The organism is Pseudomonas sp. GL93 (genome assembly GCF_003408955.1).
Taxonomy (GTDB): Bacteria; Pseudomonadota; Gammaproteobacteria; order Pseudomonadales; family Pseudomonadaceae; genus Aquipseudomonas; species Aquipseudomonas paracarnis.
The window spans coordinates 56,940-81,225 of the sequence record NZ_NKRF01000099.1 but is presented as its reverse complement, the minus strand read 5'-3'; the positions used below and the strand labels follow the sequence as shown (position 1 = coordinate 81,225).

At 59.7% G+C, this 24,286-nt stretch carries 23 protein-coding genes; 17 read left to right on the top strand and 6 right to left on the bottom strand.

Going from position 1 to position 24,286, the window contains the following annotated elements; genetic code table 11:
- Nucleotides 1-227 precede the first annotated feature (227 nt).
- Nucleotides 228-530: a DUF2288 domain-containing protein gene (locus tag CER19_RS23390; RefSeq protein ID WP_014717281.1), complete on the bottom strand. Its 303-nt coding sequence runs from the start codon at nt 528-530 to the stop codon at nt 228-230.
- Between the two features lie 341 nt (nt 531-871).
- On the opposite strand from CER19_RS23390, the gene CER19_RS23385 reads away from it, so the two are divergent.
- The 6 genes from CER19_RS23385 to CER19_RS23360 all read left to right on the top strand — a co-directional run bounded on the left by CER19_RS23385 (nt 872) and on the right by CER19_RS23360 (nt 6,334).
- Nucleotides 872-1,999, top strand: coding sequence for a branched-chain amino acid ABC transporter substrate-binding protein (locus CER19_RS23385; RefSeq protein ID WP_116668150.1), 1,128 nt, complete (start codon nt 872-874; stop codon nt 1,997-1,999).
- 227 nt (nt 2,000-2,226) lie between these two features.
- Entirely contained in the window at nt 2,227-3,150 is a 924-nt protein-coding gene (gene livH / locus CER19_RS23380) for a high-affinity branched-chain amino acid ABC transporter permease LivH (RefSeq protein WP_003193535.1), read from the top strand.
- Entirely contained in the window at nt 3,147-4,400 is a 1,254-nt protein-coding gene (locus CER19_RS23375) for a high-affinity branched-chain amino acid ABC transporter permease LivM (protein WP_034125955.1), read from the top strand. Before livH ends, CER19_RS23375 begins: the two co-directional genes overlap by 4 nt.
- Nucleotides 4,397-5,164 carry a high-affinity branched-chain amino acid ABC transporter ATP-binding protein LivG gene (gene livG / locus CER19_RS23370; RefSeq protein ID WP_003193538.1) on the top strand — a complete coding sequence of 256 codons (768 nt, stop codon included), beginning with the start codon at nt 4,397-4,399 and terminating at the stop codon, nt 5,162-5,164. The genes CER19_RS23375 and livG overlap by 4 nt, the downstream gene beginning before the upstream one ends.
- A 1-nt stretch (nt 5,165) precedes the next feature.
- The gene (locus CER19_RS23365; protein WP_003193540.1) at nt 5,166-5,867 is read left to right on the top strand and encodes an ABC transporter ATP-binding protein; all 702 of its coding nucleotides are present in this window, start codon (nt 5,166-5,168) and stop codon (nt 5,865-5,867) included.
- 227 nt (nt 5,868-6,094) lie between these two features.
- Complete coding sequence (locus tag CER19_RS23360; RefSeq protein ID WP_003187312.1) at nt 6,095-6,334, top strand: DUF1161 domain-containing protein; 240 nt, start codon at nt 6,095-6,097, stop codon at nt 6,332-6,334.
- 1 nt (nt 6,335) lies between these two features.
- Here the strand turns inward: CER19_RS23360 and CER19_RS23355 are convergent, their stop codons facing one another.
- Nucleotides 6,336-6,758 (bottom strand): hypothetical protein, encoded by a 423-nt coding sequence (locus tag CER19_RS23355; RefSeq protein ID WP_116668149.1) that lies wholly within the window; start codon nt 6,756-6,758, stop codon nt 6,336-6,338.
- A 110-nt stretch (nt 6,759-6,868) separates the two neighbouring features.
- Between CER19_RS23355 and CER19_RS23350 the strand changes: the two genes are divergently transcribed.
- Entirely contained in the window at nt 6,869-7,912 is a 1,044-nt protein-coding gene (locus CER19_RS23350; protein WP_116668148.1) for an aminopeptidase, read from the top strand.
- 104 nt (nt 7,913-8,016) lie between these two features.
- Here the strand turns inward: CER19_RS23350 and CER19_RS23345 are convergent, their stop codons facing one another.
- Both CER19_RS23345 and CER19_RS23340 read right to left on the bottom strand, forming a co-directional pair.
- The gene (locus CER19_RS23345; RefSeq protein ID WP_116668147.1) at nt 8,017-8,667 is read right to left on the bottom strand and encodes an HAD family hydrolase; all 651 of its coding nucleotides are present in this window, start codon (nt 8,665-8,667) and stop codon (nt 8,017-8,019) included.
- The gene (locus tag CER19_RS23340) at nt 8,664-9,206 is read right to left on the bottom strand and encodes a gamma carbonic anhydrase family protein (RefSeq protein WP_003187318.1); all 543 of its coding nucleotides are present in this window, start codon (nt 9,204-9,206) and stop codon (nt 8,664-8,666) included. Before CER19_RS23340 ends, CER19_RS23345 begins: the two co-directional genes overlap by 4 nt.
- Before the next feature lie 101 nt (nt 9,207-9,307).
- On the opposite strand from CER19_RS23340, the gene prlC reads away from it, so the two are divergent.
- A complete protein-coding gene (gene prlC, locus CER19_RS23335; protein ID WP_116668146.1) occupies nt 9,308-11,359 on the top strand; it encodes an oligopeptidase A in 2,052 nt (683 codons plus the stop codon).
- Nucleotides 11,356-11,631 (top strand): YheV family putative zinc ribbon protein, encoded by a 276-nt coding sequence (locus CER19_RS23330; RefSeq protein ID WP_020301415.1) that lies wholly within the window; start codon nt 11,356-11,358, stop codon nt 11,629-11,631. Before prlC ends, CER19_RS23330 begins: the two co-directional genes overlap by 4 nt.
- Nucleotides 11,632-11,739: 108 nt before the next feature.
- Here CER19_RS23330 and CER19_RS23325 read toward each other — a convergent pair whose 3' ends face one another.
- Nucleotides 11,740-12,390, bottom strand: a complete 651-nt coding sequence (locus CER19_RS23325) for a dual specificity protein phosphatase family protein (protein ID WP_116668145.1) — start codon at nt 12,388-12,390, stop codon at nt 11,740-11,742.
- 275 nt (nt 12,391-12,665) lie between these two features.
- Between CER19_RS23325 and CER19_RS23320 the strand changes: the two genes are divergently transcribed.
- The 6 genes from CER19_RS23320 to CER19_RS23295 all read left to right on the top strand — a co-directional run bounded on the left by CER19_RS23320 (nt 12,666) and on the right by CER19_RS23295 (nt 20,244).
- The gene (locus CER19_RS23320; RefSeq protein WP_116668144.1) at nt 12,666-13,418 is read left to right on the top strand and encodes a gluconate 2-dehydrogenase subunit 3 family protein; all 753 of its coding nucleotides are present in this window, start codon (nt 12,666-12,668) and stop codon (nt 13,416-13,418) included.
- A 2-nt stretch (nt 13,419-13,420) separates the two neighbouring features.
- On the top strand, nt 13,421-15,205 hold the full coding sequence (locus CER19_RS23315; RefSeq protein ID WP_116668143.1) for a GMC family oxidoreductase: 1,785 nt from the start codon (nt 13,421-13,423) through the stop codon (nt 15,203-15,205).
- Between the two features lie 12 nt (nt 15,206-15,217).
- Entirely contained in the window at nt 15,218-16,516 is a 1,299-nt protein-coding gene (locus tag CER19_RS23310; protein ID WP_116668142.1) for a cytochrome c, read from the top strand.
- Nucleotides 16,517-16,598: 82 nt separating this feature from the next.
- Complete coding sequence (locus tag CER19_RS23305; RefSeq protein WP_116668141.1) at nt 16,599-17,657, top strand: PA0069 family radical SAM protein; 1,059 nt, start codon at nt 16,599-16,601, stop codon at nt 17,655-17,657.
- A gap of 228 nt (nt 17,658-17,885) precedes the next feature.
- Nucleotides 17,886-18,617 carry a carbonic anhydrase gene (locus CER19_RS23300; RefSeq protein ID WP_003187331.1) on the top strand — a complete coding sequence of 244 codons (732 nt, stop codon included), beginning with the start codon at nt 17,886-17,888 and terminating at the stop codon, nt 18,615-18,617.
- Between the two features lie 85 nt (nt 18,618-18,702).
- Nucleotides 18,703-20,244, top strand: coding sequence for a SulP family inorganic anion transporter (locus CER19_RS23295; RefSeq protein ID WP_014716321.1), 1,542 nt, complete (start codon nt 18,703-18,705; stop codon nt 20,242-20,244).
- Nucleotides 20,245-20,411: 167 nt separating this feature from the next.
- Here the strand turns inward: CER19_RS23295 and CER19_RS23290 are convergent, their stop codons facing one another.
- Nucleotides 20,412-21,059: a hypothetical protein gene (locus CER19_RS23290; RefSeq protein WP_003187334.1), complete on the bottom strand. Its 648-nt coding sequence runs from the start codon at nt 21,057-21,059 to the stop codon at nt 20,412-20,414.
- Between the two features lie 369 nt (nt 21,060-21,428).
- Between CER19_RS23290 and coxB the strand changes: the two genes are divergently transcribed.
- Both coxB and ctaD read left to right on the top strand, forming a co-directional pair.
- Nucleotides 21,429-22,556, top strand: a complete 1,128-nt coding sequence (gene coxB, locus CER19_RS23285; RefSeq protein WP_116668140.1) for a cytochrome c oxidase subunit II — start codon at nt 21,429-21,431, stop codon at nt 22,554-22,556.
- Between the two features lie 58 nt (nt 22,557-22,614).
- Nucleotides 22,615-24,198, top strand: coding sequence for a cytochrome c oxidase subunit I (gene ctaD, locus CER19_RS23280; protein ID WP_116668139.1), 1,584 nt, complete (start codon nt 22,615-22,617; stop codon nt 24,196-24,198).
- Nucleotides 24,199-24,286: the final 88 nt, after the last annotated feature.

The window sequence follows — 24,286 nt, the reverse complement described above, 5'->3', positions numbered from 1 at the left end:
ACCCAGGCACGGGGAGTGGTGGTGTGATCGTTGCTTCTCTTCACGCCGGGTCATACCTGGAAACAATTGCGCCACTCATTCCTTCGGACATCAACTGTTCCCGTGACGCTTACGTCACCCTCGGCTGTGACCTTTCTCTACGGCAAGGTGCCATCACGCGTTGAGCGGTTACTCGGCTACACACTTCAGCGCGTGAAAAATACGCACCTTTTTCGTGCGCGACATTCTTACCTCGCCCTTTCTTGGATCAGGATCCATGGCGAGACCACCACCGCCCATAAGCTTGGATCCCGTTCGACCAGGTCCAATGCCCGCGTCGCAGACACCTCGCCAAGGGTGCCTGCAGCCAGCCAGGCGGCGACTTTGTCACGGTTGTCTTCGGCCATGCCTTCGGCGGCCTCGATCAAATCCAGGCCGGCATCGACCCACAATAGGGCACCCTTGGCAAAGAACGGTTCAAGCTCCTTCCAGGAAATTTCGGCGGTTTCACCGAGTAGCTTGGCATAGAGGGTGCTTGGTTCTTGCGTCATGGGAATTCACCTGAGTAAAAAATCGGCGCAATCATAGCTCCGTCGCTCAGGCAGAAAAACCCAGTAGCAAATGAGGTAGCGATTGAAACTGCCAGGAAAGCCAAGGAATGCCTTGAAAGCGGTTAGCAGCCCGGCGCAATTCTGTCTTTTTCTTTCACTTAAGCGACATGTCCAGGTTTTGCCCCCAACTGCCAGCTTTTCAAGCGATCAACCGGCGCTCTACACTGTACCGGTACAGTTGCCAGGGCAATGCCGGGGGGATATCCGCGATATCTGATCCGGTTCTGCAGCTCACAAGGCCGCTAGAACTATAAAAAATACAACAGTAAGAGTGGAGCACTATGAATAAGGCTACTAAGCAGATTTCCAAACTGTTTGCCGCTATGGTCCTGGCTGGGGTTGCCGGCCATTCGTTCGCAGCCGACACCATCAAGATCGGCATCGCCGGTCCCAAGACCGGTCCGGTGACGCAATACGGCGACATGCAATTCATGGGTGCCAAGCAAGCCATCAAAGACATCAACGCCAAGGGCGGCGTAGACGGCAAGATGCTTGAGGCCAAGGAATACGACGACGCTTGCGATCCAAAGCAAGCCGTGGCCGTTGCCAACAAAGTGGTCAATGATGGCGTCAAGTTCGTCGTCGGCCACCTCTGCTCCAGCTCCACTCAGCCAGCGTCGGATATTTATGAAGACGAAGGCGTCATCATGATTACCCCGGCTGCCACCAGCCCTGAAATCACTTCCCGTGGCTACAAGCTGATCTTCCGCACCATTGGTCTGGACAGCGCACAAGGCCCGGCAGCCGGCAACTACATCGCCGACCACGTGAAGCCGAAAATCGTTGCCGTCCTGCACGACAAGCAGCAATACGGTGAAGGTATCGCCAGCGCCGTGAAGAAGACCCTTGAAGAAAAAGGCACCAAGGTTGCCGTCTTCGAAGGCCTGAACGCCGGTGACAAAGACTTCTCCTCGATCATCCAGAAACTCAAGCAAGCCAACGTCGACTTCGTCTACTACGGCGGCTACCACCCTGAGCTGGGCCTGATCCTGCGCCAAGCCAAGGAAAAAGGCCTGAACGCCAAGTTCATGGGCCCAGAGGGCGTGGGTAACGACTCTATCTCGCAAATCGCCCAGGGCGCTTCCGAAGGCCTGCTGGTGACCCTGCCGAAATCCTTCGACACCGACCCTGCCAACAAAGCCATCGTCGAAGAGTTCGCCAAGAACAAGCAGGACCCAACCGGTCCGTTCGTGTTCCCGGCCTACTCGGCGGTTGAAGTCATTGCCGGCGCTATCACCGCAGCCAAAAGCGAAGACACCGCCAAGGTGGCCGAGGCCATCCACGCCGGTACCTTCAAGACCCCTACGGGCGACCTGAGCTTCGACGCCAAGGGCGACCTGAAGGACTTCAAGTTCGTGGTCTACGAATGGCACTTCGGTAAACCAAAAACCGAAGTTTCCCCTCAGTAAGCCAGGCGTTACTGGTCAACAAGCCCACTGTGCAAGCAGTGGGCTTTGTTTTACGAGGTTTATGGGCCATGTCACCCGCGATCCGGGCGCTGGCTCACCTGAAAATCTTAAAACCGTCACCAGCGGTTCGCTGGCAAACGCTTTGTGCAACCTGGTCACAGAACAGGGCACCGAGCCGGAAATGACTCCACCAGTGAAATGCGTATCGGGTTTTTAGGAGCGCTGTAATGCCTGAGATCTATCATTTTTTCCAACAGCTGGTTAATGGCCTGACCATTGGCAGCACCTATGCCTTGATAGCCATTGGCTACACAATGGTTTACGGCATCATTGGAATGATCAACTTCGCCCATGGCGAGGTGTACATGATTGGTTCCTACGTGGCCTTCATCGCCCTTGCCGGGCTGGCCATGATGGGGATCCACTCCCTGCCGCTATTGATGACCGCTGCGTTCCTGGCGTCGATCATCGTGACCAGTGCCTATGGCTACAGTATCGAGCGGGTTGCCTACCGTCCCCTGCGGGGCAGCAACCGTTTGATCCCGCTGATTTCTGCCATCGGTATGTCGATTTTCCTGCAGAACACCGTATTGCTATCCCAGGACTCCAAGGACAAGTCCATTCCCAACCTGATTCCGGGGAGCATCTCCTTCGGCCCGGGTGGCGCACAAGAAGTGCTGATTTCGTACATGCAGATTCTGGTTTTCGTGGTCACCCTGGTGGCCATGCTGGGCCTGACGCTGTTCATCTCCCGCTCCCGTCTGGGGCGCGCCTGCCGGGCCTGCGCCGAAGACATCAAGATGGCCAACCTGCTGGGCATCAACACCAACAACATCATCGCCCTGACCTTCGTCATTGGTGCTGCGCTGGCGGCCGTGGCGGCCGTGTTGCTGAGCATGCAATACGGCGTGATCAACCCCAACGCCGGTTTCCTGGTGGGCCTCAAAGCCTTTACCGCAGCGGTATTGGGCGGCATCGGCAGCATTCCGGGCGCCATGCTCGGCGGGCTGGTGCTGGGTGTGGCCGAAGCCTTTGGCGCCGATATCTTCGGTGACCAGTACAAGGACGTCGTCGCGTTCGGCCTGTTGGTTCTGGTGTTGTTGTTCCGTCCGACCGGCATCCTGGGCCGTCCGGAGGTTGAGAAAGTATGAGCAGATATCTTAAATCGGCGTTTTTCAGCGCCTTGCTGGTATGGGCCGTGGCCTTTCCGGTACTCGGTCTCAAGCTGAGCATTGTCGGCATCAACCTGGAAGTGCATGGCACCGGGCCTGTGACCCTGACCGTCATCGCGCTGTGTTCGGTGCTAATGTTCCTGCGTGTACTGTTCACCCAGCAGGTCGGTGCCTTGTTCAAGGGCAACCGTGGCCCATTGGTGTCGCCCAAGGTCAGCCAATTTCTGACCCTGCCGCGCACCCAGCGCTACATCATCATCGGGCTGATCATCGCGGCGCTGATCTGGCCGTTCTTTGGTTCGCGCGGCGCGGTCGACATTGCCACGCTGATCCTGATCTACGTGCTGCTGGGCCTGGGCCTGAACATCGTGGTGGGCCTGGCAGGCCTGCTCGACCTGGGTTATGTGGGGTTCTACGCCGTGGGTGCCTACACCTATGCGCTGCTCTCGCACTACCTGGGCTGGAGCTTCTGGATCTGCCTGCCACTGGCCGGTATGGCAGCGGCCACGTTCGGCTTCCTGCTGGGCTTCCCGGTGCTGCGCCTGCGCGGTGACTACCTGGCCATCGTGACCCTGGGCTTCGGGGAAATCATTCGCCTGTTCCTGCGTAACCTCACCGATATCACCGGTGGCCCCAACGGTATCAGCAGCATCCCCAAGCCGACGTTCTTCGGGCTGTCGTTCGACCGCACCGCCGCCGAAGGCATGCAGACCTTCCACGAGTACTTCGGGATCGCCTACAACCCGGTGAGCAAAGTGGTGTTCCTGTACCTGGTGGCGCTGCTATTGGCGTTGGCGGCACTGTTCGTGATCAACCGTTTGCTGCGCATGCCCATCGGCCGCGCCTGGGAAGCGTTGCGCGAAGATGAAATCGCCTGCCGCGCCCTGGGCCTGAACCCGACCATCATCAAGCTTTCCGCATTCACCCTGGGCGCTGCGTTCGCAGGCTTTGCCGGCAGCTTCTTCGCCGCTCGCCAAGGCCTGGTGACGCCGGAATCGTTCACCTTTATCGAGTCGGCGATCATTCTCGCCATCGTGGTATTGGGTGGCATGGGCTCGCAACTGGGCGTGATCCTGGCGGCCATCGTGATGATCCTGCTGCCGGAAATGATGCGTGAGTTCAGCGAATACCGCATGTTGATGTTCGGCGCCATGATGGTGCTGATGATGATCTGGCGCCCTCAAGGCCTGCTGCCCATGCAACGTCCACACATGGAGCTGCGCAAATGAGCCGCGAGATCCTGAAAGTTGAAAACCTGAGCATGCGCTTCGGCGGTTTGCTGGCGGTCAATGGCGTGGCCCTGACCGTCAAAGAGAAACAAGTGGTAGCGCTGATCGGCCCCAACGGCGCCGGCAAGACCACGGTGTTCAACTGCCTCACCGGTTTCTACAAGCCGAGCGGTGGCAGCATCCTGCTGGACGGCCAGCCGATCCAGGGCCTGGCCGGCCATGAAATCGCCCGCAAAGGCGTGGTGCGTACTTTCCAGAACGTGCGGTTGTTCAAGGACATGACGGCGGTCGAGAACCTGTTGATCGCCCAGCACCGTCACTTGAACACCAACTTCTTCGCCGGCCTGTTCAAGACCCCGGCGTTCCGCAAGAGCGAACGCGAGGCCATGGAGTACGCGGCGTACTGGCTGGACAAGGTCAACCTGACCGAGTTCGCCAACCGCCCGGCAGGCACCCTCGCCTACGGCCAGCAACGTCGCCTGGAAATCGCCCGCTGCATGATGACCCGCCCGCGCATCCTGATGCTCGACGAACCTGCCGCGGGCCTGAACCCCAAGGAAACCGAAGACCTCAAGGCGCTGATCAGTGTGCTGCGTGAGGAAAACAACGCCACGGTGCTGTTGATCGAACACGACATGAAACTGGTCATGAGCATCTCCGACCACATCGTGGTGATCAACCAGGGCACGCCACTGGCCAACGGGACGCCGGAGCAGATCCGCGACAATCCTGAAGTGATCAAAGCCTACTTGGGGGAAGCGTAAAATGCTGCAATTCGAAAACGTTTCCACTTTCTACGGCAAGATCCAGGCCCTGCACAGCGTCAACGTCGAAGTACGCCAGGGTGAGATCGTGACCCTGATCGGCGCCAACGGGGCTGGTAAATCGACCTTGCTGATGACCTTGTGCGGTTCGCCGCAAGCCTACAGTGGCAGCATCCGCTACATGGGTGAAGAGCTGGTGGGCAAGCACTCCGCCGAGATCATGCGCAAGAGCATTGCGGTGGTGCCAGAGGGCCGTCGGGTGTTTTCGCGCCTGACCGTGGAAGAGAACCTGGCCATGGGTGGGTTCTTTACCGACAAGGGCGACTACCAGGAGCAGATGGACAAGGTGCTGCACCTGTTCCCCCGCCTCAAGGAACGCTTCAGCCAGCGCGGCGGCACCATGTCCGGCGGCGAGCAGCAAATGCTCGCCATCGGCCGGGCGCTGATGAGCAAGCCCAAGCTGTTGTTGCTGGACGAGCCTTCCCTGGGCCTGGCACCGATCATCATCCAGCAGATCTTCGACATCATCGAACAGCTGCGCAAGGACGGTGTGACGGTGTTTTTGGTGGAGCAGAACGCCAACCAGGCGCTGAAAATCGCTGACCGTGCCTATGTGCTGGAGAATGGCCGGGTGGTGATGCAGGGCACCGGGGAGCAATTGCTGACGGATCCGAAGGTGCGGGAGGCGTACCTCGGCGGCTAAACGAAGGCTGCTATAGGAACCGGATCAAAAATGTGGGAGCGGGCTTGCTCGCGAAAGCGGTGGATCAGCCGATATCTTCGGTGACTGATACTCCGTATTCGCGAGCAAGCCCGCTCCCTCATTTTTAGTTCTGCGTAAAATCAGAACTCGTGTTTGTAAAATGTGGTCGAATAGCCCATGCAGCCTAGGCGCACACTCGTGCGCAGCGCATTCAGGGAGCTCCACACATGAAACGTTTTGCCTTGGCAATCATCTGCGGTGTATTGGCCACTTCGGCCGTGGCCGCGCCAAAAGATTGTGAAGAGCTCAGGAAAGAAATCGAAGTGAAGATCCAGGCCAAGGCGATTCCGTCCTACACCCTGGAAATCATCACCGCCGAAGAAGCCAAGAACCATGACGAAGCCATGATTGTCGGTTCGTGCGAAAACGGCACCAAGCGCATCATCTACCAAAAGAACAACGACTGACTCAGATGCAGTTCACGCTGCGCTCTTCGGCCAATAACTGGCGGGTTGAGTCGTACAGCCGGATGTTGGGCGTGAACGCCAGTGATCGCCCTTCCAGCACATAGCGCTGGCCGGCCTGAAAGTGGTCGTACTGCAGCGTCATGAAGCAGGTGCGATACATCATCTGGCTGAGGCCACCCAGGCCGCCGCCGGCGGGCACTTCAAAGTCAAAGCGCACCATCAGCTCGTGAGGGCCGGGAGGCATTTGAAAAAAGCGCCCGTCGTCGAGGTTTTTCCCGTCCAGGCGCTGAGCCATTACCAACTTGGAACCCGGGGTGGGCGTGGTGAAATCGACCCAGGCCTGCTGCGGGTCCACGGGGGGGATGGGGGTCGAGGTGCAAGCGCTGAGCAACAGGGCGGCGACGGGGAACAGGAACGGACGCATGGCAGGTACTCAGCACGAAGAGAGGTTTGAGTATAAACACGCCACGCCGTGGAAAAATCCCCTGCAAGCGCGATAGTCTGGCGAACCCATCACCCAGGAGCAGTCAGTGCATGATCAGGCGTTTTCTTCCAGGGCTGATGGTTGTGCTGCTTAGCGGCTGTTCCAGTGTCGGGTATTACGGCCAGTTGGCGAGCGGCCAGTGGCACCTGTTGCGGGCCCGGGAACCGGTAGCCGAGGTCATCGCCGACCCTGCCCGCCCGTCAGTGCTGCGCGAGCATCTGGCTCAATCGCAGAAAGCCCGAACCTTTGCCAGTGAACACCTGCATCTGCCTGACAACCAAAGTTACCGGCTGTATGCCGATATCGGCCGACCCTATGTGGTCTGGAATGTCTTCGCCACGCAGGAATTTTCTCTGTCACCACAGACCCATTGCTTTCCCATCGCCGGTTGCGTCGCCTATCGCGGCTACTACAACCAAGGCGCGGCACGGGGCGAGGCAGCGCTGTTGCGGCAACAGGGCATGGATGTGTCAATCGGTGGCGTGGAGGCCTATTCCACCCTGGGCTGGTTCAACGACCCGATCATGAGCTCGATGATGAGCTGGGGCGATGAGCGCCTCGCCACGCTGATTTTCCATGAGCTGGCCCACCAGCGCTTTTACGTGAAGGACGACACCGAGTTCAACGAGTCCTATGCCAGTTTTGTCGAGCAGGAAGGCACCCGACAATGGCGTGCGGCGCGGGGCCTGGCGCCTGTCGGCGATGCGGCGTTGAAGCAACGCGATCAATTTATCCGGCTGATTCTCGATACCCGTAAACGTCTGGAGGCGTTGTACGCACAGCCCTTGGCAGCGGACGCGATGCGCCGGGCCAAAGCGGCGCAATTCGAGCAGTTGCGCAGCGAATACCGGCAACTGCGTGATAGCCAATGGGGTGGTGACAAGCGTTATGACGCCTGGATCAACCAGCCGATGAATAACGCTCGGCTTTTGCCGTTTGGGTTGTATGACCAGTGGGTACCGGCGTTTGCGGCGTTGTTTGCGCGAGAAGGAGGGGATTGGGTGAGGTTTTATGCGGCGGTGGAGAAGTTGGGTGAGCTGCCGGTGGAGCAGCGTAAAGCGGCGTTGAGGCAGTTGGAGAAGGTTGGCCGTTAGGGCCTTATCGCAGGCAAGCCAGCTCCCACAGTTGACCGCATTCTCATGTTGAAAATCGGTCAACTGTGGGAGCTGGCTTGCCTGCGAAAGCGCTCTTAAGAGCGCTACAAAAACGCCTGGTGCATCTGCGCCAACGTCTCGAAATGCCAGGTGGGTGCCTCGGCACTCAGCTCTTCAAAACTACCGAACCCATACCCCACGGCGGCCGAATCCAGCCCATTACTGCGTGCCCCGATCAGGTCATGCTTGCGATCACCGATCATCAAAGTGGTGGCCGGATCCAGCCGTTCCTCACGCATCAAATGCGCGATCAACTCGACCTTGTTGGTGCGTGTGCCGTCCAATTCGCTGCCGTAGATCACCTTGAAGTGCTTGGCAAAGTCGAAATGCCGCGCAATCTCGCGGGCAAACTCCCACGGTTTGGAGGTGGCGACGTACAGCTGGCGTCCTTGGCTGTTCAGCTCTTCCAATAACGGCATGACGCCGTCGAACACACGGTTTTCGTACAGGCCGGTAACCTTGAAGCGCTCACGGTAGAAATTCACCGCCTCCCATGCCTTGGCCTCGTCGAAGGCGTAAAACTGCATGAACGCCTGCAACAAGGGCGGGCCGATGAAGTGTTCGAGCTTGGTCAGGTCGGGCTCATCAATGCCTAGTTTGGCCAGGGCGTACTGGATCGAACGGGTGATGCCCTCGCGTGGGTCGGTGAGGGTGCCGTCCAGGTCGAACAGGACGGTGGGGTGATGCAGGGTCATTGATCGAATCCTTCAGCCAGGTGCAGGTCTTTGAGCTTCACGTAGTTCGCGGCGCTGTAGGTGAAAAAGGCGCGTTCTTTGTCAGTCAATGCGCGAACCTGTTTAACCGGGCTGCCCACATATAAAAAACCGCTGTCAAGTTTCTTGCCTGGCGGCACCAGGCTGCCGGCGCCGATGATCACATCGTCTTCGACCACGGCGCCATCCATCACGATACTGCCCATGCCGATCAGGACGCGGCTACCCACGGTGCAGCCATGCAGCATGACTTTGTGGGCGATGGTCACGTCGTCGCCGATCAGCAACGGGTAACCCTGCGGATTGAACGGCCCGGCATGGGTAATGTGCAGCACGCAGCCATCTTGCACGCTGGTGCGCGCACCGATGCGGATGCGGTGCATGTCGCCGCGGATCACTGTCAGCGGCCAAACCGAGCTGTCAGTGCCGATTTCGACATCGCCGATCACCACCGCTGAAATATCGACAAACGCCCCGGCGCCGAGGGTTGGCGTGTGGTTCTGATAGGTGCGAAGGGTCACGATAGCCTCTCTCTCTTCTGCTGATAGCTGCGGTGGGTGTTGATTGTAATTAAGATGGCCCCATCTTTGTTCTACATGTTTCTTCAGCCAAGGTGCCCACCGTGAGCGCGAACAACCCTCTTTTGCAGCCCTACGACCTGCCGCCGTTCTCGGCGATCCGTGCCGAGCACGTCCAGCCGGCCATCGAACAGATCCTCGCCGACAACCGCGTGGCAATCGCCGAGATCCTGCAAAGCCAGGGTAAAAACCCGACGTGGGCCGGCCTGGTCCTCGCCATGGATGAACTCAATGATCGCCTCGGCGCCGCCTGGAGCCCGGTCAGCCACCTCAATGCCGTGTGCAACAGCGCCGAACTGCGCGAAGCCTACGAGGCGTGCCTGCCGGCATTGAGCGCCTACTCCACCGAAATGGGCCAGAACCGTGAGCTGTTCCAGGCCTTCGAAGCCCTGGCCAACAGCCCGGAAGTTGCCGGTTTCGATGTGGCGCAAAAAACCATTCTGGAACACTCCCTGCGTGACTTTCGCCTGTCGGGTATCGACTTGCCGCCGGAGCAGCAAAAACGCTACGCCGAGGTGCAGAGCAAGCTGTCCGAATTGGGCAGCAAATTCTCCAACCAGTTGCTGGACGCCACCCAGGCCTGGACCAAGCACGTCACCGATGAAGCCACCCTTGCCGGCCTGACCGATTCGGCCAAGGCGCAAATGGCTGCCGCCGCCCAGGCCAAGGGCCTTGACGGCTGGCTGATCACGTTGGAATTCCCCAGCTACTACGCCGTCATGACCTACGCCCAGGACCGTGCCCTGCGTGAAGAGGTGTACGCCGCCTACTGCACCCGTGCGTCGGACCAAGGCCCGAATGCCGGTCAGAACGATAACGGCCCGGTGATGGAGCAGATCCTCGACCTGCGTCAGGAACTGGCCCAACTGTTGGGTTATGCGTCGTTCTCCGAGCTGAGCCTGGCCACCAAGATGGCCGAGTCCAGCGACCAGGTGCTGAGCTTCCTGCGTGACCTGGCCAAGCGCAGCAAGCCATTTGCCACCCAGGACCTGCAGCAACTCAAGGCCTACGCCGCCGAGCAAGGCTGCGCCGATCTGCAAAGCTGGGACAGCGGTTTCTACGGCGAAAAACTGCGTGAGCAGCGCTACAGCGTGTCCCAGGAAGCGCTGCGCGCCTACTTCCCCATCGACAAAGTGCTGGGCGGCCTGTTTGCCATTGTGCAGCGCCTATACGGCATCGAGATCGCCGAGCTTAAAGGCTTCGACACCTGGCACCCGGATGTGCGTTTGTTCGAGATCAAGGAGAACGGCGAGCACGTCGGGCGCTTCTTCTTTGACCTGTATGCCCGCGCCAACAAGCGTGGCGGTGCCTGGATGGACGGTGCCCGTGACCGCCGCCGTACCCTTGATGGCGTGCTGCAAAGCCCCGTCGCCAACCTGGTGTGCAACTTCACCCCGGCCGACAGTGGCAAGCCTGCCCTGCTGACCCACGATGAAGTCACCACCCTGTTCCACGAATTCGGCCACGGCCTGCATCACCTGCTCACCCGCGTGGAACACGCCGGCGTATCCGGTATCAACGGTGTGGCGTGGGACGCGGTGGAACTGCCGAGCCAATTCATGGAGAACTGGTGCTGGGAGCCTGAAGGCCTGGCGTTGATCTCCGGCCACTACGAAACCGGCGAGCCACTGCCCCAGGATCTGCTGGAGAAAATGCTCGCGGCGAAAAACTTCCAGTCCGGCCTGATGATGGTGCGTCAGCTGGAGTTCTCGCTGTTCGACTTTGAACTGCACGCCACCCATGGCGATGGTCGCAGCGTGGCCCAGGTGCTTGAAGGCGTGCGGGATGACGTCTCGGTCATGCGCCCTCCGGCCTACAACCGCTTCCCCAACAGCTTCGCCCACATCTTTGCCGGCGGTTATGCGGCGGGTTACTACAGCTACAAATGGGCGGAAGTGTTGTCGGCGGACGCCTTCTCCAAGTTTGAGGAAGACGGTGTGCTCAACGCCCAGACCGGGCGTGCGTTCCGTGAAGCCATCCTGGCCCGTGGCGGCTCCCAGGCGCCGATGGTGCTGTTCGTCGATTTCCGCGGACGCGCGCCGTCGATTGACGCACTCTTGCGCCACAGCGGCCTGAGTGAGGACGCGGCAGCATGAGTGAAGGGCCAGTGATCACCAAAAAGCAATTTATCGCCGGGGCGGTCTGCCCGGCGTGCAGCGAGCCGGACAAGTTGAAGATGTGGACCGAAGACAGCGTGCCGCACCGCGAATGCGTGGCGTGCGGGTATACCGATACGCTGAATGATCAAGGCCTCTCGGTGCCCAAGGAATTGGGCACAAGGGTCAATACCACCGCGTTGAAAGCGCCGGCGGATCCTAAAGTGCAGGCAGTGCAGTTCTTCCCGAACCCGAAGCTGAAAAAAGACTAAGCCGGCACTCACTGTAGGAGCGAGCTTGCTCGCGAAGAACGTCAACGATAACGCGCGTTTCCAGGATAAACAGCGGCGCTGTTGAGTTTTTCGCGAGCAAGCTCGCTCCTACAATTTTTTCTCTTCCTTACCCGTTGTGGTGATCCAGTCTTTCATTGAACACAACGCAAAGGTGCTGGTGCTGCAATCCCCATTCGCCAAAGCTGTACGCAACTTGTCGACATCAGCTTTCATCATGTAGCGAACGCCATCCTTGAAACCATTGCTGCTGCCAAAGCCGCCCAAGGTCATTTCGTTCAGCGCGTCCTCCTTGCTCCACCCTTGAACCACCACCCGATACATCGCTGCCATCAGGCCGGTGCGGTCGGCGCCGTGCTTGCAGTGCATCAATACCGGGCCATCGGCCTCTGCTGCCTGAATCGCTCTGATCGCCGCCAGCACGTCGGCATCGTCGACGTGGTTGGTGCGATAGCTCAACTGCACCTGTTTGATATCAGAGGATTGGAGCCACTGCGCATCAGATTCTGGCAGGAAGTTGATGACCGTAACGATCTTGAGTTTTTGCAATAACGGCAGCGCACGCCCATCCGGCAATGCGCTGCGATAGAGCGTGGGTGTCATTTGGTGCAGGTTGTATTGGTTACCCACCGGCTGGGCCCATTCCGGCGAGCGGATCGACGCAGCCTCATCGGCTTGTACGGTGTTGAACAGGCTCATGAGCGCCAGGCCGAGAGCGAGCAGTAAGCGTGAGTTGAACATGAACGTTGTGACCGAGCGAGGAAGTGGCTGATGGGCCACAGACTCACTCACGGCGGGTCAATACGGCGTGAGGTCCGCGTCAAAGAATCGTGATTCTTGCGATCTGATCCGGTGTTTTTGTCACCGAATCGACGTCTCTGAATTCTTAGCCTGCTATCATTTGTAACTAATGTTTGCCATTGTGCTGTGTCTGCTTGGATCCAATTAGCGGCAAAGCCTTCACGCTGCTCCCAGAAGCGGCGGATAAACCCGTGACCACATGATGAGGTGTACCTATGTCTGATCAAGATCAAGACAACCCCCGGCGTGACTTTTTACGCAAATCCTTGACCTTGATCCCGGTGGTCACGGTTGCCAGCACCGGCCTTGGCGGTTCGATGTTGATGGCCACTCCGGAACCGGCCCAGGCCGAGCCGGCCAAATCCGCGGTTAGCGACAAAGCCTACGAGCCAAGCTATTTCACGGCCGAGGAATGGGCGTTTATCAACGCCGCCGTCGAGCGCTTGATTCCCGCTGACGCCCAGGGCCCCGGTGCCTTGGAGGCTGGCGCGCCGGAATACATCGACCGCCAGATGAACACCCCTTACGCCAGTGGCGCCCTGTGGTTCATGCAAGGCCCGTTCAACGCCGATGCGGCGCCGGAGATGGGCTGGCAAAGCAAATTGGTACCCAAGGAGATCTATCGCCTCGGCATTGCTGCTACGGATGCGTGGTCGAAAGCGTTCAACGGTAAGGCTTTTGCTGCGCAAGACAGCGCTACCCGAGACGATATGCTTAGGCGTCTGGAGGCTGGCGGCAGCGAAGTGGCGGCGCACTTCGACGCCGTGCCACCCAAGATGTTCTTTAACCTTTTGCTGCAAAACACCAAGGAAGGCTTCTTCTGCGACCCTATCCACGGCGGTAATAAAGGCATGGTCGGCTGGACCATGATCGGCTTCCCCGGCGCCCGCGCCGATTTCATGGATTGGGTGGAACGCAACGAGCAATACCCCTTCCCGGCTGTTTCCATTCGCGGCGAGAGGGCGTAAACGTGGCGACCATCATGAAGAAAGTGGATGCAGTGATTGTGGGCTTCGGCTGGACGGGCGCGATCATGGCCAAAGAGCTGACAGAAGCGGGCCTCAACGTGGTAGCGCTGGAGCGCGGCCCGATGCAGGACACTTACCCAGACGGCAACTATCCCCAGGTCATCGACGAACTGACCTACAGCGTGCGTAAGAAGCTGTTCCAGGACATCTCCAAAGAAACGGTGACCATTCGCCACAGCGTGAATGACGTTGCCCTGCCCAATCGTCAGTTGGGCGCATTCCTGCCGGGTAACGGTGTTGGTGGTGCGGGGCTGCACTGGTCGGGCGTGCATTTTCGCGTCGACCCGATTGAGCTGCGCATGCGCAGCCATTACGAAGAGCGCTACGGGAAGAATTTTATTCCCAAGGACATGACCATCCAGGACTTCGGCGTCAGCTATGAAGAGCTGGAGCCGTTTTTCGACTATGCGGAAAAAGTCTTTGGCACCTCCGGGCAAGCCTGGACAGTCAAGGGCCAACTGGTCGGCGAAGGCCGTGGCGGCAACCCCTACGCGCCGGATCGCTCCAGCCCGTTCCCGCTTGAGGCGCAGAAAAATACCGTTTCCGCCCAGCTGTTTCAGAAAGCGGCGACCGACGTAGGTTATAAACCTTACAACCTGCCTTCGGCCAACACGTCGGGGCCGTACACCAACCCCTACGGTGCGCAGATGGGCCCGTGCAACTTCTGCGGTTTTTGCAGTGGCTACGTGTGCTACATGTACTCCAAGGCCTCGCCGAACGTGAACATCCTGCCGGCCTTGCGCCAGGTGCCTAACTTCGAGCTGCGCCCCAATTCCCACGTGCTCAAGGTCAACCTCGACAGCACCAAGAAGAAAGCCACCGGCGTGACCTACATCGACGCCCAGGGCCGCGAATGCGAACAACCGGCGGACCTGGTGATTCTTGGCGCATTCCAGTTCCATAACGTGCGCCTGATGCTGCTGTCCGGCATCGGCAAACCCTACGACCCGATTACCAACGAGGGTGTGGTAGGCCGCAACTTCGCCTACCAGAACATGGGCACCATCAAGGCGTTCTTCGACAAGGACACCCACACCAACAACTTTATCGGCGCGGGCGGCAATGGCGTGGCCATCGACGACTTCAATGCCGACAACTTTGACCATGGCCCCCATGGCTTTGTGGGTGGTTCGCCGATGTGGGTCAACCAGGCGGGCAGCCGGCCGATTGCCGGTACGTCCAACCCGCCGGGCACGCCGGCCTGGGGCAGCGCCTGGAAGCGCGCCACCGCCGATTACTACACCCATCAGGTCTCAATGGACTCCCACGGTGCCCATCAGTCCTACCGCAGCAACTACCTGGATCTGGACCCGGTTTATCGCGATGCCTACGGCCTGCCACTGCTGCGCATGACCTTCGACTGGCAAGAAAACGACATCAAGATGAACCGCTTCATGATGGAAAAAATGGGCAAAGTGGCCCAGGCCATGAACCCCAAGGCCATCGCCGTGCTGGGTAAAAAGGTCGGTGAGCATTTCAATACCGCCTCGTACCAGACCACCCACCTCAACGGTGGCGCGATCATGGGCACCGACCCGAAAACCAGTGCCTTGAACCGCTACTTGCAGAGCTGGGATGTGCACAACGTCTTTGTCCCCGGCGCTTCCGCTTTCCCACAAGGGTTGGGCTACAACCCTACCGGCCTGGTGGCAGCGTTGACCTATTGGTCGGCTCGCGCGATTCGCGAGCAGTACCTCAAAAACCCCGGCCCACTGGTTCAGGCATAAGGAGCGATGACCATGAAAGCATTCGTTATCGCCTCCCTGGCGCTGTTCAGCAGCTGCTCGATCAGCGCCGCCGAAACCGATTTGATCAAACAGGGTGAATACCTGGCGCGCGCCGGCGACTGTGTCGCCTGCCATACCGCCAAGGGGGGCAAGCCCTTCGCTGGCGGCCTGCCGATGGAAACACCGATTGGCGTGATCTACTCCACCAACATCACCCCGGACAAGACCGGCCTGGGCGACTACAGCTTCGAGGATTTCGACAAGGCCGTGCGCCATGGCGTCGCCAAGAACGGTAGTACGCTTTACCCGGCGATGCCCTACCCGTCTTACGCACGCGTCAGCGACAGCGATATGCAAGCGTTGTATGCGTACTTCATGAAGGGGGTCGAACCGGTTGCCCAGGAAAACAAGGACAGCGATATTCCCTGGCCCCTGAGCATGCGTTGGCCGTTGGCGGCCTGGCGCTGGATGTTTGCCCCAACGGTCGAGGCGCATCAGCCGCAAGCCGCTGTCGACCCGGTGATCGATCGCGGTGCCTACCTGGTGGAAGGTCTCGGACATTGCGGCGCCTGCCATACGCCGCGCGCCCTGACCATGCAGGAAAAAGCCCTGAGTGCCACGGACGGCAGCGCCTTCCTGTCTGGCAGTGCGCCGTTGGAAGGCTGGATTGCCAAAAGCCTGCGCGGCGACCACAAGGACGGCCTCGGCAGCTGGAGCGAGGAGCAGTTGGTGCAATTCCTCAAGACCGGTCGCAGCGACCGCAGCGCGGTATTCGGTGGCATGAGTGATGTGGTCGTCCACAGCATGCAGTACATGTCGCAAGAGGACCTGACCGCTATCGCCCGTTACCTCAAGAGCCTGCCGGCGGTCGATCCCAAGGATCAGCCGCACCAGTACGACAAGCAGGTAGCGCAAGCGCTGTGGAAGGGGGATGACAGCAAGCCGGGTGCGTCGGTGTATATCGACAACTGCGCGGCCTGCCACCGTACCGACGGCCATGGCTATACACGGGTATTCCCGGCGCTGGCGGGCAACCCGGTGTTGCAGACGGCAGATGCCACGTCGTTGATCAACATTGTGTTGAACGGCGGCACCTTGCCGGCCACCCATGCGGCGCCGTCAACCTTCACCATGCCGGCGTTCGCCTGGCGTCTGTCGGACCAGGAAGTGGCGGATGTGGGCCGTTTTATCCGTGGCAGTTGGGGCAACCAGGGCGCGCCGGGCAAGGCCAGCGATGTGGCGGATCTGCGCAAAAACGATCTGCACACCACCTCGGGCGATGACCTGGGGCAGGTGACGCAAAAGCACTGATAAGTTCGCTGGCCGCCCAACGGCACTGGTCAGAACCCACGCGCCTCGATACTGTATATAAAAACAGTATCGAGGCGTTTTCATGTCTACTGCGCTGCCGCCCCGTGGCCGGGGTACGGCCACCAATCTGCATAATCGCTTTGCACCCACCGTCAGCGTGGCCGAGGACGACGGTTGGTATCAGGAAGTACCGCCGACCCAAGGCACCGAAGTGCGTATCGAAACGGCCAAGACCATCATCACCCGCAACAACTCGCCGGACTTGCCGTTTGATCGGTCCATCAATCCGTATCGCGGTTGTGAACATGGTTGCATCTACTGCTATGCGCGGCCCAGCCATGCCTATTGGGACATGTCGCCCGGGCTGGACTTTGAAACCAAATTGATTGCCAAGAGCAACGCGGCCGATGTGCTGGAACAGCAGCTGTCGAAGCCGGGCTACGTGTGTGCGCCGATCAACCTGGGCTCCAATACCGATCCGTACCAGCCAATCGAGCGCGAATACCGGATAACCCGGCAAACCCTTGAAGTACTGCTGCGCTACCGGCACCCGGTGACTATCATCACCAAGGGCTCGCTGATCCTGCGCGACCTCGACCTGCTGACCGGGTTGGCCCGCCAGCGCCTGGTGGCGGTGATGATCAGCCTCACCAGCCTGGACGACGAGCTCAAGCGCATCCTGGAACCGCGCACCGCAGCGCCCAAGGCACGGCTGCGGGCGATTCGGGTAATGCGCGACGCGGGTATCCCGGTGGGCGTGCTGTGCTCGCCAATGATCCCGATGATCAACGACAGCGAGCTGGAGAGCCTGCTTACCGAAGCTCATGCGGCCGGCGCACAAAGCGCGGCGTATATGATACTGCGCCTACCGTTGGAGGTGGCGCCGTTGTTCGAGGAGTGGCTGGCGGCCCATTACCCCCAGCGAGCGGCCCATGTGATGAGCCTGGTGCGCCAGGTACGCGGGGGTGAGGTGTATGACAGCCGGTTTGGCGTGCGCATGCGTGGTGAGGGGCCGTTTGCCGATTTGCTGGCGCAGCGTTTCAGTAAGGCAATCAAGCGTCTGGGGCTGAATCGGCGGGAAGGGTTCAACCTCGATTGCACGGTGTTTTGCCCACCGGGCAGGCAGATGGCTTTGTTGTAGACTGAGGGAGAGACGTGCAACTTTGCTGTAGGAATAGTTGCGTTTTGATATCACTGAAACCCGCGTTCTAGAGCGGTTCATTCAGTTTGAGTTAAGTTTCGGTGGTTACCTTGTTCAGCGAGTGACTGATGAGTCGGCGGCCTGGCCGGTGTGTGTTTTACAACTATTTCACCGCCATGGCGTCGAACTGACCTGAACCCTCCCCTGCATTGATCAAGAGGATGAATCATGAGTGACAAGGATAAACAGCCGTTGGCTGCGTCGGCTTCAGCCCCTCAGGTGGCGGAATCCGCCGATGCAGCGCTGCAGCATATCGTTGACGGCTTTTTGCATTTCCATCACGACGTCTTCCCCCAGCAGGAAGAACTCTTCAAGAAACTCGCCACCGCTCAGAGCCCACGGGCGATGTTCATCACCTGCGCCGACTCGCGCATCGTGCCCGAGCTCATTACCCAGAGCTCCCCAGGCGACCTGTTCGTGACCCGTAACGTCGGTAACGTGGTGCCGCCCTACGGTCAGATGAACGGCGGTGTCTCCACGGCCATCGAGTACGCAGTGCTCGCCCTTGGCGTACAGCACATCATCGTGTGCGGGCATTCGGACTGCGGCGCCATGCGTGCCGTGCTCAACCCCGACAGCCTGGAAAAGATGCCGACGGTCAAGGCCTGGTTGCGTCACGCCGAGGTCGCCAAGACCATGGTCCATGACAACTGCGACTGCGCCAACGAAGGCGAGAGCATGGCGGTGCTGACCGAAGAAAACGTCATCGCCCAACTGCAACATTTGCGCACCCACCCTTCCGTGGCTTCGCGCATGGCCAATGGTCATTTGTTTATCCATGGTTGGATCTACAACATCGAGACCAGCGAAATTCGGGCCTACGATGCGGACAAGGCGGCGTTCCGACCGCTGAACGGCACCGAGCCGATCCCTTCAGCGACGCCTAAAGCGCGCTTCTAAAACACTTCCCTGCCGGGTAATGCGGTGGCTGCCATGGATGCAGCCAGGCTTTACCGCGCCCGGCGAATGCCTCGGGAGAGTCATCATGCGTGCTGCTCAATTGAAAGCTGTATTGCCACGGGAGCTGCTCGCCTCGGTGGTTGTTTTTCTGGTCGCCTTGCCACTGTGCATGGGCATTGCGATTGCGTCCGGCATGCCGCCGGCCAAGGGCCTGATCACTGGCATCATCGGCGGCCTGGTGGTGGGCTGGTTGGCCGGCTCGCCGCTGCAAGTCAGCGGCCCGGCGGCGGGTCTGGCGGTACTGGTGTTCGAACTGGTGCGCCAGCACGGCATGCTGATGCTGGGGCCGATCCTGTTGCTGGCTGGCTTCCTGCAATTGGTGGCCGGGCGTTTGCGCCTGGGCTGCTGGTTTCGAGTCACCGCGCCGGCGGTGGTCTACGGCATGTTGGCCGGGATTGGCGTGTTGATCGTGCTGTCGCAAATCCATGTGATGCTCGACGGCGCGCCCAAGCCGTCAGGACTGGATAACCTCGCAGGCTTCCCGGCAGCGCTGGCTGAAGCAATTCCTACCTTCGGCGGAGGGCTCGGCTGGCAGGCTGGCGTACTCGGCCTGTCGACGATGTTGGTGATGTACCTGTGGGACAAATTCCGCCCGCAACAACTGCGGTTTGTGCCTGGCGCGTTGCTTGGCGTGGGCCTGGCGACCGTCGCCAGCCTGGTGCTGGCGTTGCAGGTCAAGCGTGTGGAAGTCCCGGAAAACCTGGCGGACGCAATCGACTGGCTGCGCCCCAGCGACCTGCTGAACCTGGCTGATCCACAGTTGCTGATCGCGGCATTCGCCGTGGCGTTTATTGCCAGTGCCGAAACCCTGCTGTCTGCCGCAGCGGTGGACCGCATGCACAGTGGTCAACGTTCGGATTTCGATAAGGAATTGTCGGCCCAAGGGGTGGGCAACATGCTCTGCGGCCTGGTAGGAGCATTGCCAATGACCGGCGTGATCGTGCGCAGCTCGGCTAACGTTCAGGCCGGTGCTACCACGCGTCTGTCGGCGATGTTCCATGGCCTGTGGCTGCTGGGTTTCGTGCTCTTGCTGTCGAGCGTGCTGCAGAGCATTCCGGTCGCGAGCCTGGCGGGTGTGCTGGTGTACACCGGGATCAAGCTGGTAGACGTCAAGGCGTTCAAGGCGCTGGGGCGCTATGGGCGGATGCCGATGTTCACCTATGCGGCCACCGCGCTGGCAATCATCTTTACCGATTTGCTGACCGGCGTGCTGGTGGGCTTCGGGCTCACATTGCTCAAGTTGGCCTTCAAGGCGTCGCGTCTGAAAGTCAGCCTGATCGACCTGCCCCAGGAAGGTGAGATGGAGCTGCGTTTGACGGGGGCGGCGACCTTTCTGAAGGTGCCGGCGTTGACTCAGGTGTTGTCGGCGGTACCTGCGGGGACCACCCTGCATGTGCCGTTGAGCAACTTGAGTTACATCGACCACTCTTGCCTGGAGTTGTTGGAAGAATGGGGCCGGGCCAATGCGGCCAAGGGCTCGACGTTGGTGATCGAGGCGCGTGGGTTGAAGCGTCGGCTGGAAGGTCGGGTGAGAACAACAGTGGGGATCGGCTCAGCGCCTGCCTGACCCCTCAAAAAACTGTGGGTGTCATTGTTCTTTGTAGGAGCGAGCTTGCTCGCGAAAAACGCTAACGATAACGCGTGCTTGCTGAATAAACGCGGCGTCTGTGAGTTTTTCGCGAGCAAGCTCGCTCCTACAAAAAGCTTGTCCAGCTCGCCTGTTGGCGCTGTGATTTATGCCGGCTGATCCAGCGACAGCTCAACCCCAAGCTGGCGCGACAGGCATGGCCAGCGCTTCCAGGATGCTTCGGTCTGCGGGCTCTTGAGCTGTTCGCGATAGGCCTCGACCGACTCCAGCGCAAAGCTTTCCTCGTTAAGCATCTCATCCACCGCCAGGTGCACGGCTTCATCCAATTGGTTGGCGAAGTCTTCACCGATCAGTTGATGGGCGATCACGTTGGCCACCGTGGTATCCGCTGGAATCAACGGTTGGCCAAAATGCTTGATATACAGATCGTTCACTTCTTCGACCAGGCGATGCGCCAGGTAGGCCTCATCCAGCAGGCCATCAAGGCCGTCGTGGCCGGCCAGAATCGCGGGCGGCTGCAGGAAGAAATGTTCAGCGATTTTCAGTACCGGTTTGATCTGGCTTTCAATCCCGGCCTCACGGGCCACGTCATTGGCGGCGTCGAGCAAGTCAGGAACCAGGTCGATGTAAGCGGTCACAAAACGGGTCATGACCATGTTGCGATCACCGTCAGCCAGGGCGATGGACGAATGCAGGTGCGGCACTTGTTTTTTCAGCTGGCTGACGAGCTGGCCGGTGCTGGCTTCGTGTTGATGGGCACGGGAAATCTGCTCGCGCAATGCGGCGGTGTTCATGAGGGCTCCAGTGAAGCAGGCGTAGGAAAAGGGAGAAGATAAGGTAGTTCGTTTATACGAGCGCCTAAGACGCATTTGTCATAATTATTTCATGGTTATAGGCAGGGGTTATATCGAAATGCCATCGTTCGTCGGATAAACGATTCCGCCGTCCATTTTACGGGCTCCGTCTGTCTGTTTCTATTCATTTGCCCCCACACATTGCGGGGTTGCTACGGCTGTCTATACTCGATTTTGTACGCAATTAGCTGATGACGCCCAACTGCATGGCGCAGGCAAGGCTTGGCGGTTGTAAGCAGTATGGAAGCCGCTCCCTTCGCCGCAGGTGCAAACCGGCGGGATAACAAGAAACATAAAGGGGAACCCGCAATGACGCGACATCCACACGTTTGGATGGGCCTCCTGTTGTGGTCGGTATTCGGCCAGGCGCACGCCGCCTGGACTACGAATATGGCGCCAGGGGCTACTGAAGTCAGCCACGCTGTGTTTGACCTGCACATGACCATTTTCTGGATTTGTGTGGTGATCGGCATCGTCGTGTTTGGCGCGATGTTCTGGTCGATGATCCTGCACCGTCGGTCCACGGGCCAGGTAGCGGCCAAGTTCCACGAAAGCACCACCGTGGAAATCCTCTGGACCGTGGTGCCCTTGCTGATTCTGGTGGCCATGGCCATTCCGGCCACCAAGACCCTGATCAACATCTACGACAGCAGTGAGTCGGATATCGATATCCAGGTCACCGGCTATCAGTGGAAGTGGCACTACAAATACCTGGGTCAGGAAGTGGAGTTCTTCAGCAACCTGGCCACGCCCGCCGAGCAGATCCATAACCAGGCCACCAAGGGCGAACACTACCTGTTGGAAGTCGACCAGCCGCTTGTGTTGCCGGTGGGCGCTAAGGTGCGCTTTCTGGTGACCGCCGCCGATGTGATCCACTCCTGGTGGGTGCCGGCCTTTGCGGTCAAGCGCGACGCCATCCCCGGCTTCGTCAACGAGGCCTGGACCCGCGTCGAGAAGCCCGGCATCTACCGTGGCCAGTGCGCCGAACTGTGTGGCAAGGACCATGGCTTCATGCCCATCGTGGTTGAGGTCAAGTCCAAGGCCGACTACGACACCTGGCTGGGCGAGCGCAAGCAGGAGGCGGCCAAGCTCAAGGAGCTGACCTCCAAGGAGTGGACGCTGGACGAACTGGTGGCCCGTGGCGACAAGGTCTATCACACCACTTGCGTGGCCTGTCACCAGGCTGAGGGGCAGGGCTTACCACCGATGTTCCCGGCGCTCAAGGGCTCGAAAATCGCCACCGGGCCGGCCAAAGACCATCTGAGCATCGTGTATCACGGCAAGCCCGGCACCGCGATGGCAGCTTTCGGCAAGCAGCTCTCGGAAGTGGATATCGCCGCTGTGGTGACCTATGAGCGTAACGCCTGGGGCAATAACAAAGGCGACATGGTCACGCCCAAAGACGTGCTGGCTCTGAAACAGGCGGAAAGCAAATGACGACTTTCATTGCCAATGCCCTGAATCGTCCCGCTCACTCGCTTGCAGGAGAACGGCCATGAGCACTGTGATCGACCATGGTCATGCCGACCACGCCCACGGCCCCGCCAAGGGCCTGATGCGCTGGGTGCTGACCACCAACCACAAAGACATCGGCACCCTGTACCTGTGGTTCGCCTTCACCATGTTCCTGCTCGGCGGCTCGTTCGCCATGGTGATCCGCGCCGAGTTGTTCCAGCCGGGCCTGCAGATCGTGCAACCGGCGTTCTTCAACCAGATGACCACCATGCACGGGCTGATCATGGTGTTCGGTGCGGTGATGCCGGCGTTTGTCGGCCTGGCCAACTGGATGATCCCGCTGATGATCGGCGCGCCGGACATGGCCCTGCCGCGCATGAACAACTTCAGTTTCTGGCTGCTGCCGGCGGCGTTCCTGCTGCTGGTGTCCACCTTGTTCACGCCCGGCGGCGGGCCGAATTTCGGCTGGACCTTCTACGCCCCGCTCTCCACCACCTATGCGCCGGAAAGCGTGACGTTCTTTATCTTCGCCATCCACCTGATGGGCATCAGTTCGATCATGGGCGCGATCAACGTGGTCGCCACCATCCTCAACCTGCGCGCGCCGGGCATGACCCTGATGAAAATGCCGCTGTTCGTGTGGACCTGGCTGATCACCGCGTTCCTGCTGATCGCGGTGATGCCGGTATTGGCGGGCTGCGTGACCATGATGCTGATGGACATCCACTTTGGCACCAGCTTCTTCAGTGCGGCCGGTGGTGGCGATCCCGTGCTGTTCCAGCATGTGTTCTGGTTCTTCGGGCATCCCGAGGTGTACATCATGATCCTGCCGGCCTTTGGCGCGGTCAGCTCGATCATCCCGACCTTCTCGCGCAAGCCGCTATTCGGTTACACCTCAATGGTTTACGCCACCGCGAGCATCGCGTTCCTGTCATTCATCGTGTGGGCGCACCATATGTTCGTGGTGGGCATTCCGCTGGTGGGTGAGCTGTTCTTCATGTACGCCACCCTGCTGATCGCCGTACCCACGGGGGTGAAGGTATTCAACTGGGTCAGCACCATGTGGCAAGGCTCACTGACGTTCGAGACGCCGATGTTGTTTGCGGTGGCCTTTGTGATCCTGTTCACCATCGGCGGCTTCTCCGGGCTGATGCTGGCGATTGCCCCGGCGGACTTTCAGTACCACGACACCTACTTTGTGGTGGCGCATTTCCATTACGTACTGGTGCCCGGCGCGATCTTCGGGATCTTCGCCTCGGCCTACTACTGGCTGCCGAAATGGACTGGCCACATGTACGACGAAACCCTGGGCAAACTGCACTTCTGGTTGTCTTTCGTGGGCATGAACATGGCGTTCTTCCCCATGCACTTTGTGGGGCTGGCCGGTATGCCGCGCCGTGTGCCGGACTACAACCTGCAGTTCGCTGACTTCAATATGGTCTCGTCCATTGGTGCCTTCATGTTCGGCGCCACGCAGATCTTCTTCCTGTTCATTGTCATCAAGTGCATCCGTGGCGGCCCGCCTGCGCCGGCCAAGCCCTGGGATGGCGCCGAGGGCCTGGAATGGAGCGTGCCCTCGCCTGCGCCGTATCACACGTTTACAACGCCGCCGGAGGTCGAATGAACAGACTGTTGCGTTGCGAACCGGGTCAGTGTGGGAGCGGGCTTGCTCGCGAAGACGGTGTGTCAGTCAACGTTTTCGTTAGCTATGA

What these genes read in the sequence shown, in the direction of transcription:
- CER19_RS23390 (WP_014717281.1), bottom strand. Translation starts at nt 530, where the DNA reads ATGACGCAAGAACCAAGCACCCTCTATGCCAAGCTACTCGGTGAAACC.
- CER19_RS23385 (WP_116668150.1), top strand. Translation starts at nt 872, where the DNA reads ATGAATAAGGCTACTAAGCAGATTTCCAAACTGTTTGCCGCTATGGTC.
- livH (WP_003193535.1), top strand. Translation starts at nt 2,227, where the DNA reads ATGCCTGAGATCTATCATTTTTTCCAACAGCTGGTTAATGGCCTGACC.
- CER19_RS23375 (WP_034125955.1), top strand. Translation starts at nt 3,147, where the DNA reads ATGAGCAGATATCTTAAATCGGCGTTTTTCAGCGCCTTGCTGGTATGG.
- livG (WP_003193538.1), top strand. Translation starts at nt 4,397, where the DNA reads ATGAGCCGCGAGATCCTGAAAGTTGAAAACCTGAGCATGCGCTTCGGC.
- CER19_RS23365 (WP_003193540.1), top strand. Translation starts at nt 5,166, where the DNA reads ATGCTGCAATTCGAAAACGTTTCCACTTTCTACGGCAAGATCCAGGCC.
- CER19_RS23360 (WP_003187312.1), top strand. Translation starts at nt 6,095, where the DNA reads ATGAAACGTTTTGCCTTGGCAATCATCTGCGGTGTATTGGCCACTTCG.
- CER19_RS23355 (WP_116668149.1), bottom strand. Translation starts at nt 6,758, where the DNA reads ATGCGTCCGTTCCTGTTCCCCGTCGCCGCCCTGTTGCTCAGCGCTTGC.
- CER19_RS23350 (WP_116668148.1), top strand. Translation starts at nt 6,869, where the DNA reads ATGATCAGGCGTTTTCTTCCAGGGCTGATGGTTGTGCTGCTTAGCGGC.
- CER19_RS23345 (WP_116668147.1), bottom strand. Translation starts at nt 8,667, where the DNA reads ATGACCCTGCATCACCCCACCGTCCTGTTCGACCTGGACGGCACCCTC.
- CER19_RS23330 (WP_020301415.1), top strand. Translation starts at nt 11,356, where the DNA reads ATGAGTGAAGGGCCAGTGATCACCAAAAAGCAATTTATCGCCGGGGCG.
- CER19_RS23325 (WP_116668145.1), bottom strand. Translation starts at nt 12,390, where the DNA reads ATGTTCAACTCACGCTTACTGCTCGCTCTCGGCCTGGCGCTCATGAGC.
- CER19_RS23320 (WP_116668144.1), top strand. Translation starts at nt 12,666, where the DNA reads ATGTCTGATCAAGATCAAGACAACCCCCGGCGTGACTTTTTACGCAAA.
- CER19_RS23310 (WP_116668142.1), top strand. Translation starts at nt 15,218, where the DNA reads ATGAAAGCATTCGTTATCGCCTCCCTGGCGCTGTTCAGCAGCTGCTCG.
- CER19_RS23305 (WP_116668141.1), top strand. Translation starts at nt 16,599, where the DNA reads ATGTCTACTGCGCTGCCGCCCCGTGGCCGGGGTACGGCCACCAATCTG.
- CER19_RS23300 (WP_003187331.1), top strand. Translation starts at nt 17,886, where the DNA reads ATGAGTGACAAGGATAAACAGCCGTTGGCTGCGTCGGCTTCAGCCCCT.
- CER19_RS23295 (WP_014716321.1), top strand. Translation starts at nt 18,703, where the DNA reads ATGCGTGCTGCTCAATTGAAAGCTGTATTGCCACGGGAGCTGCTCGCC.
- CER19_RS23290 (WP_003187334.1), bottom strand. Translation starts at nt 21,059, where the DNA reads ATGAACACCGCCGCATTGCGCGAGCAGATTTCCCGTGCCCATCAACAC.
- coxB (WP_116668140.1), top strand. Translation starts at nt 21,429, where the DNA reads ATGACGCGACATCCACACGTTTGGATGGGCCTCCTGTTGTGGTCGGTA.
- ctaD (WP_116668139.1), top strand. Translation starts at nt 22,615, where the DNA reads ATGAGCACTGTGATCGACCATGGTCATGCCGACCACGCCCACGGCCCC.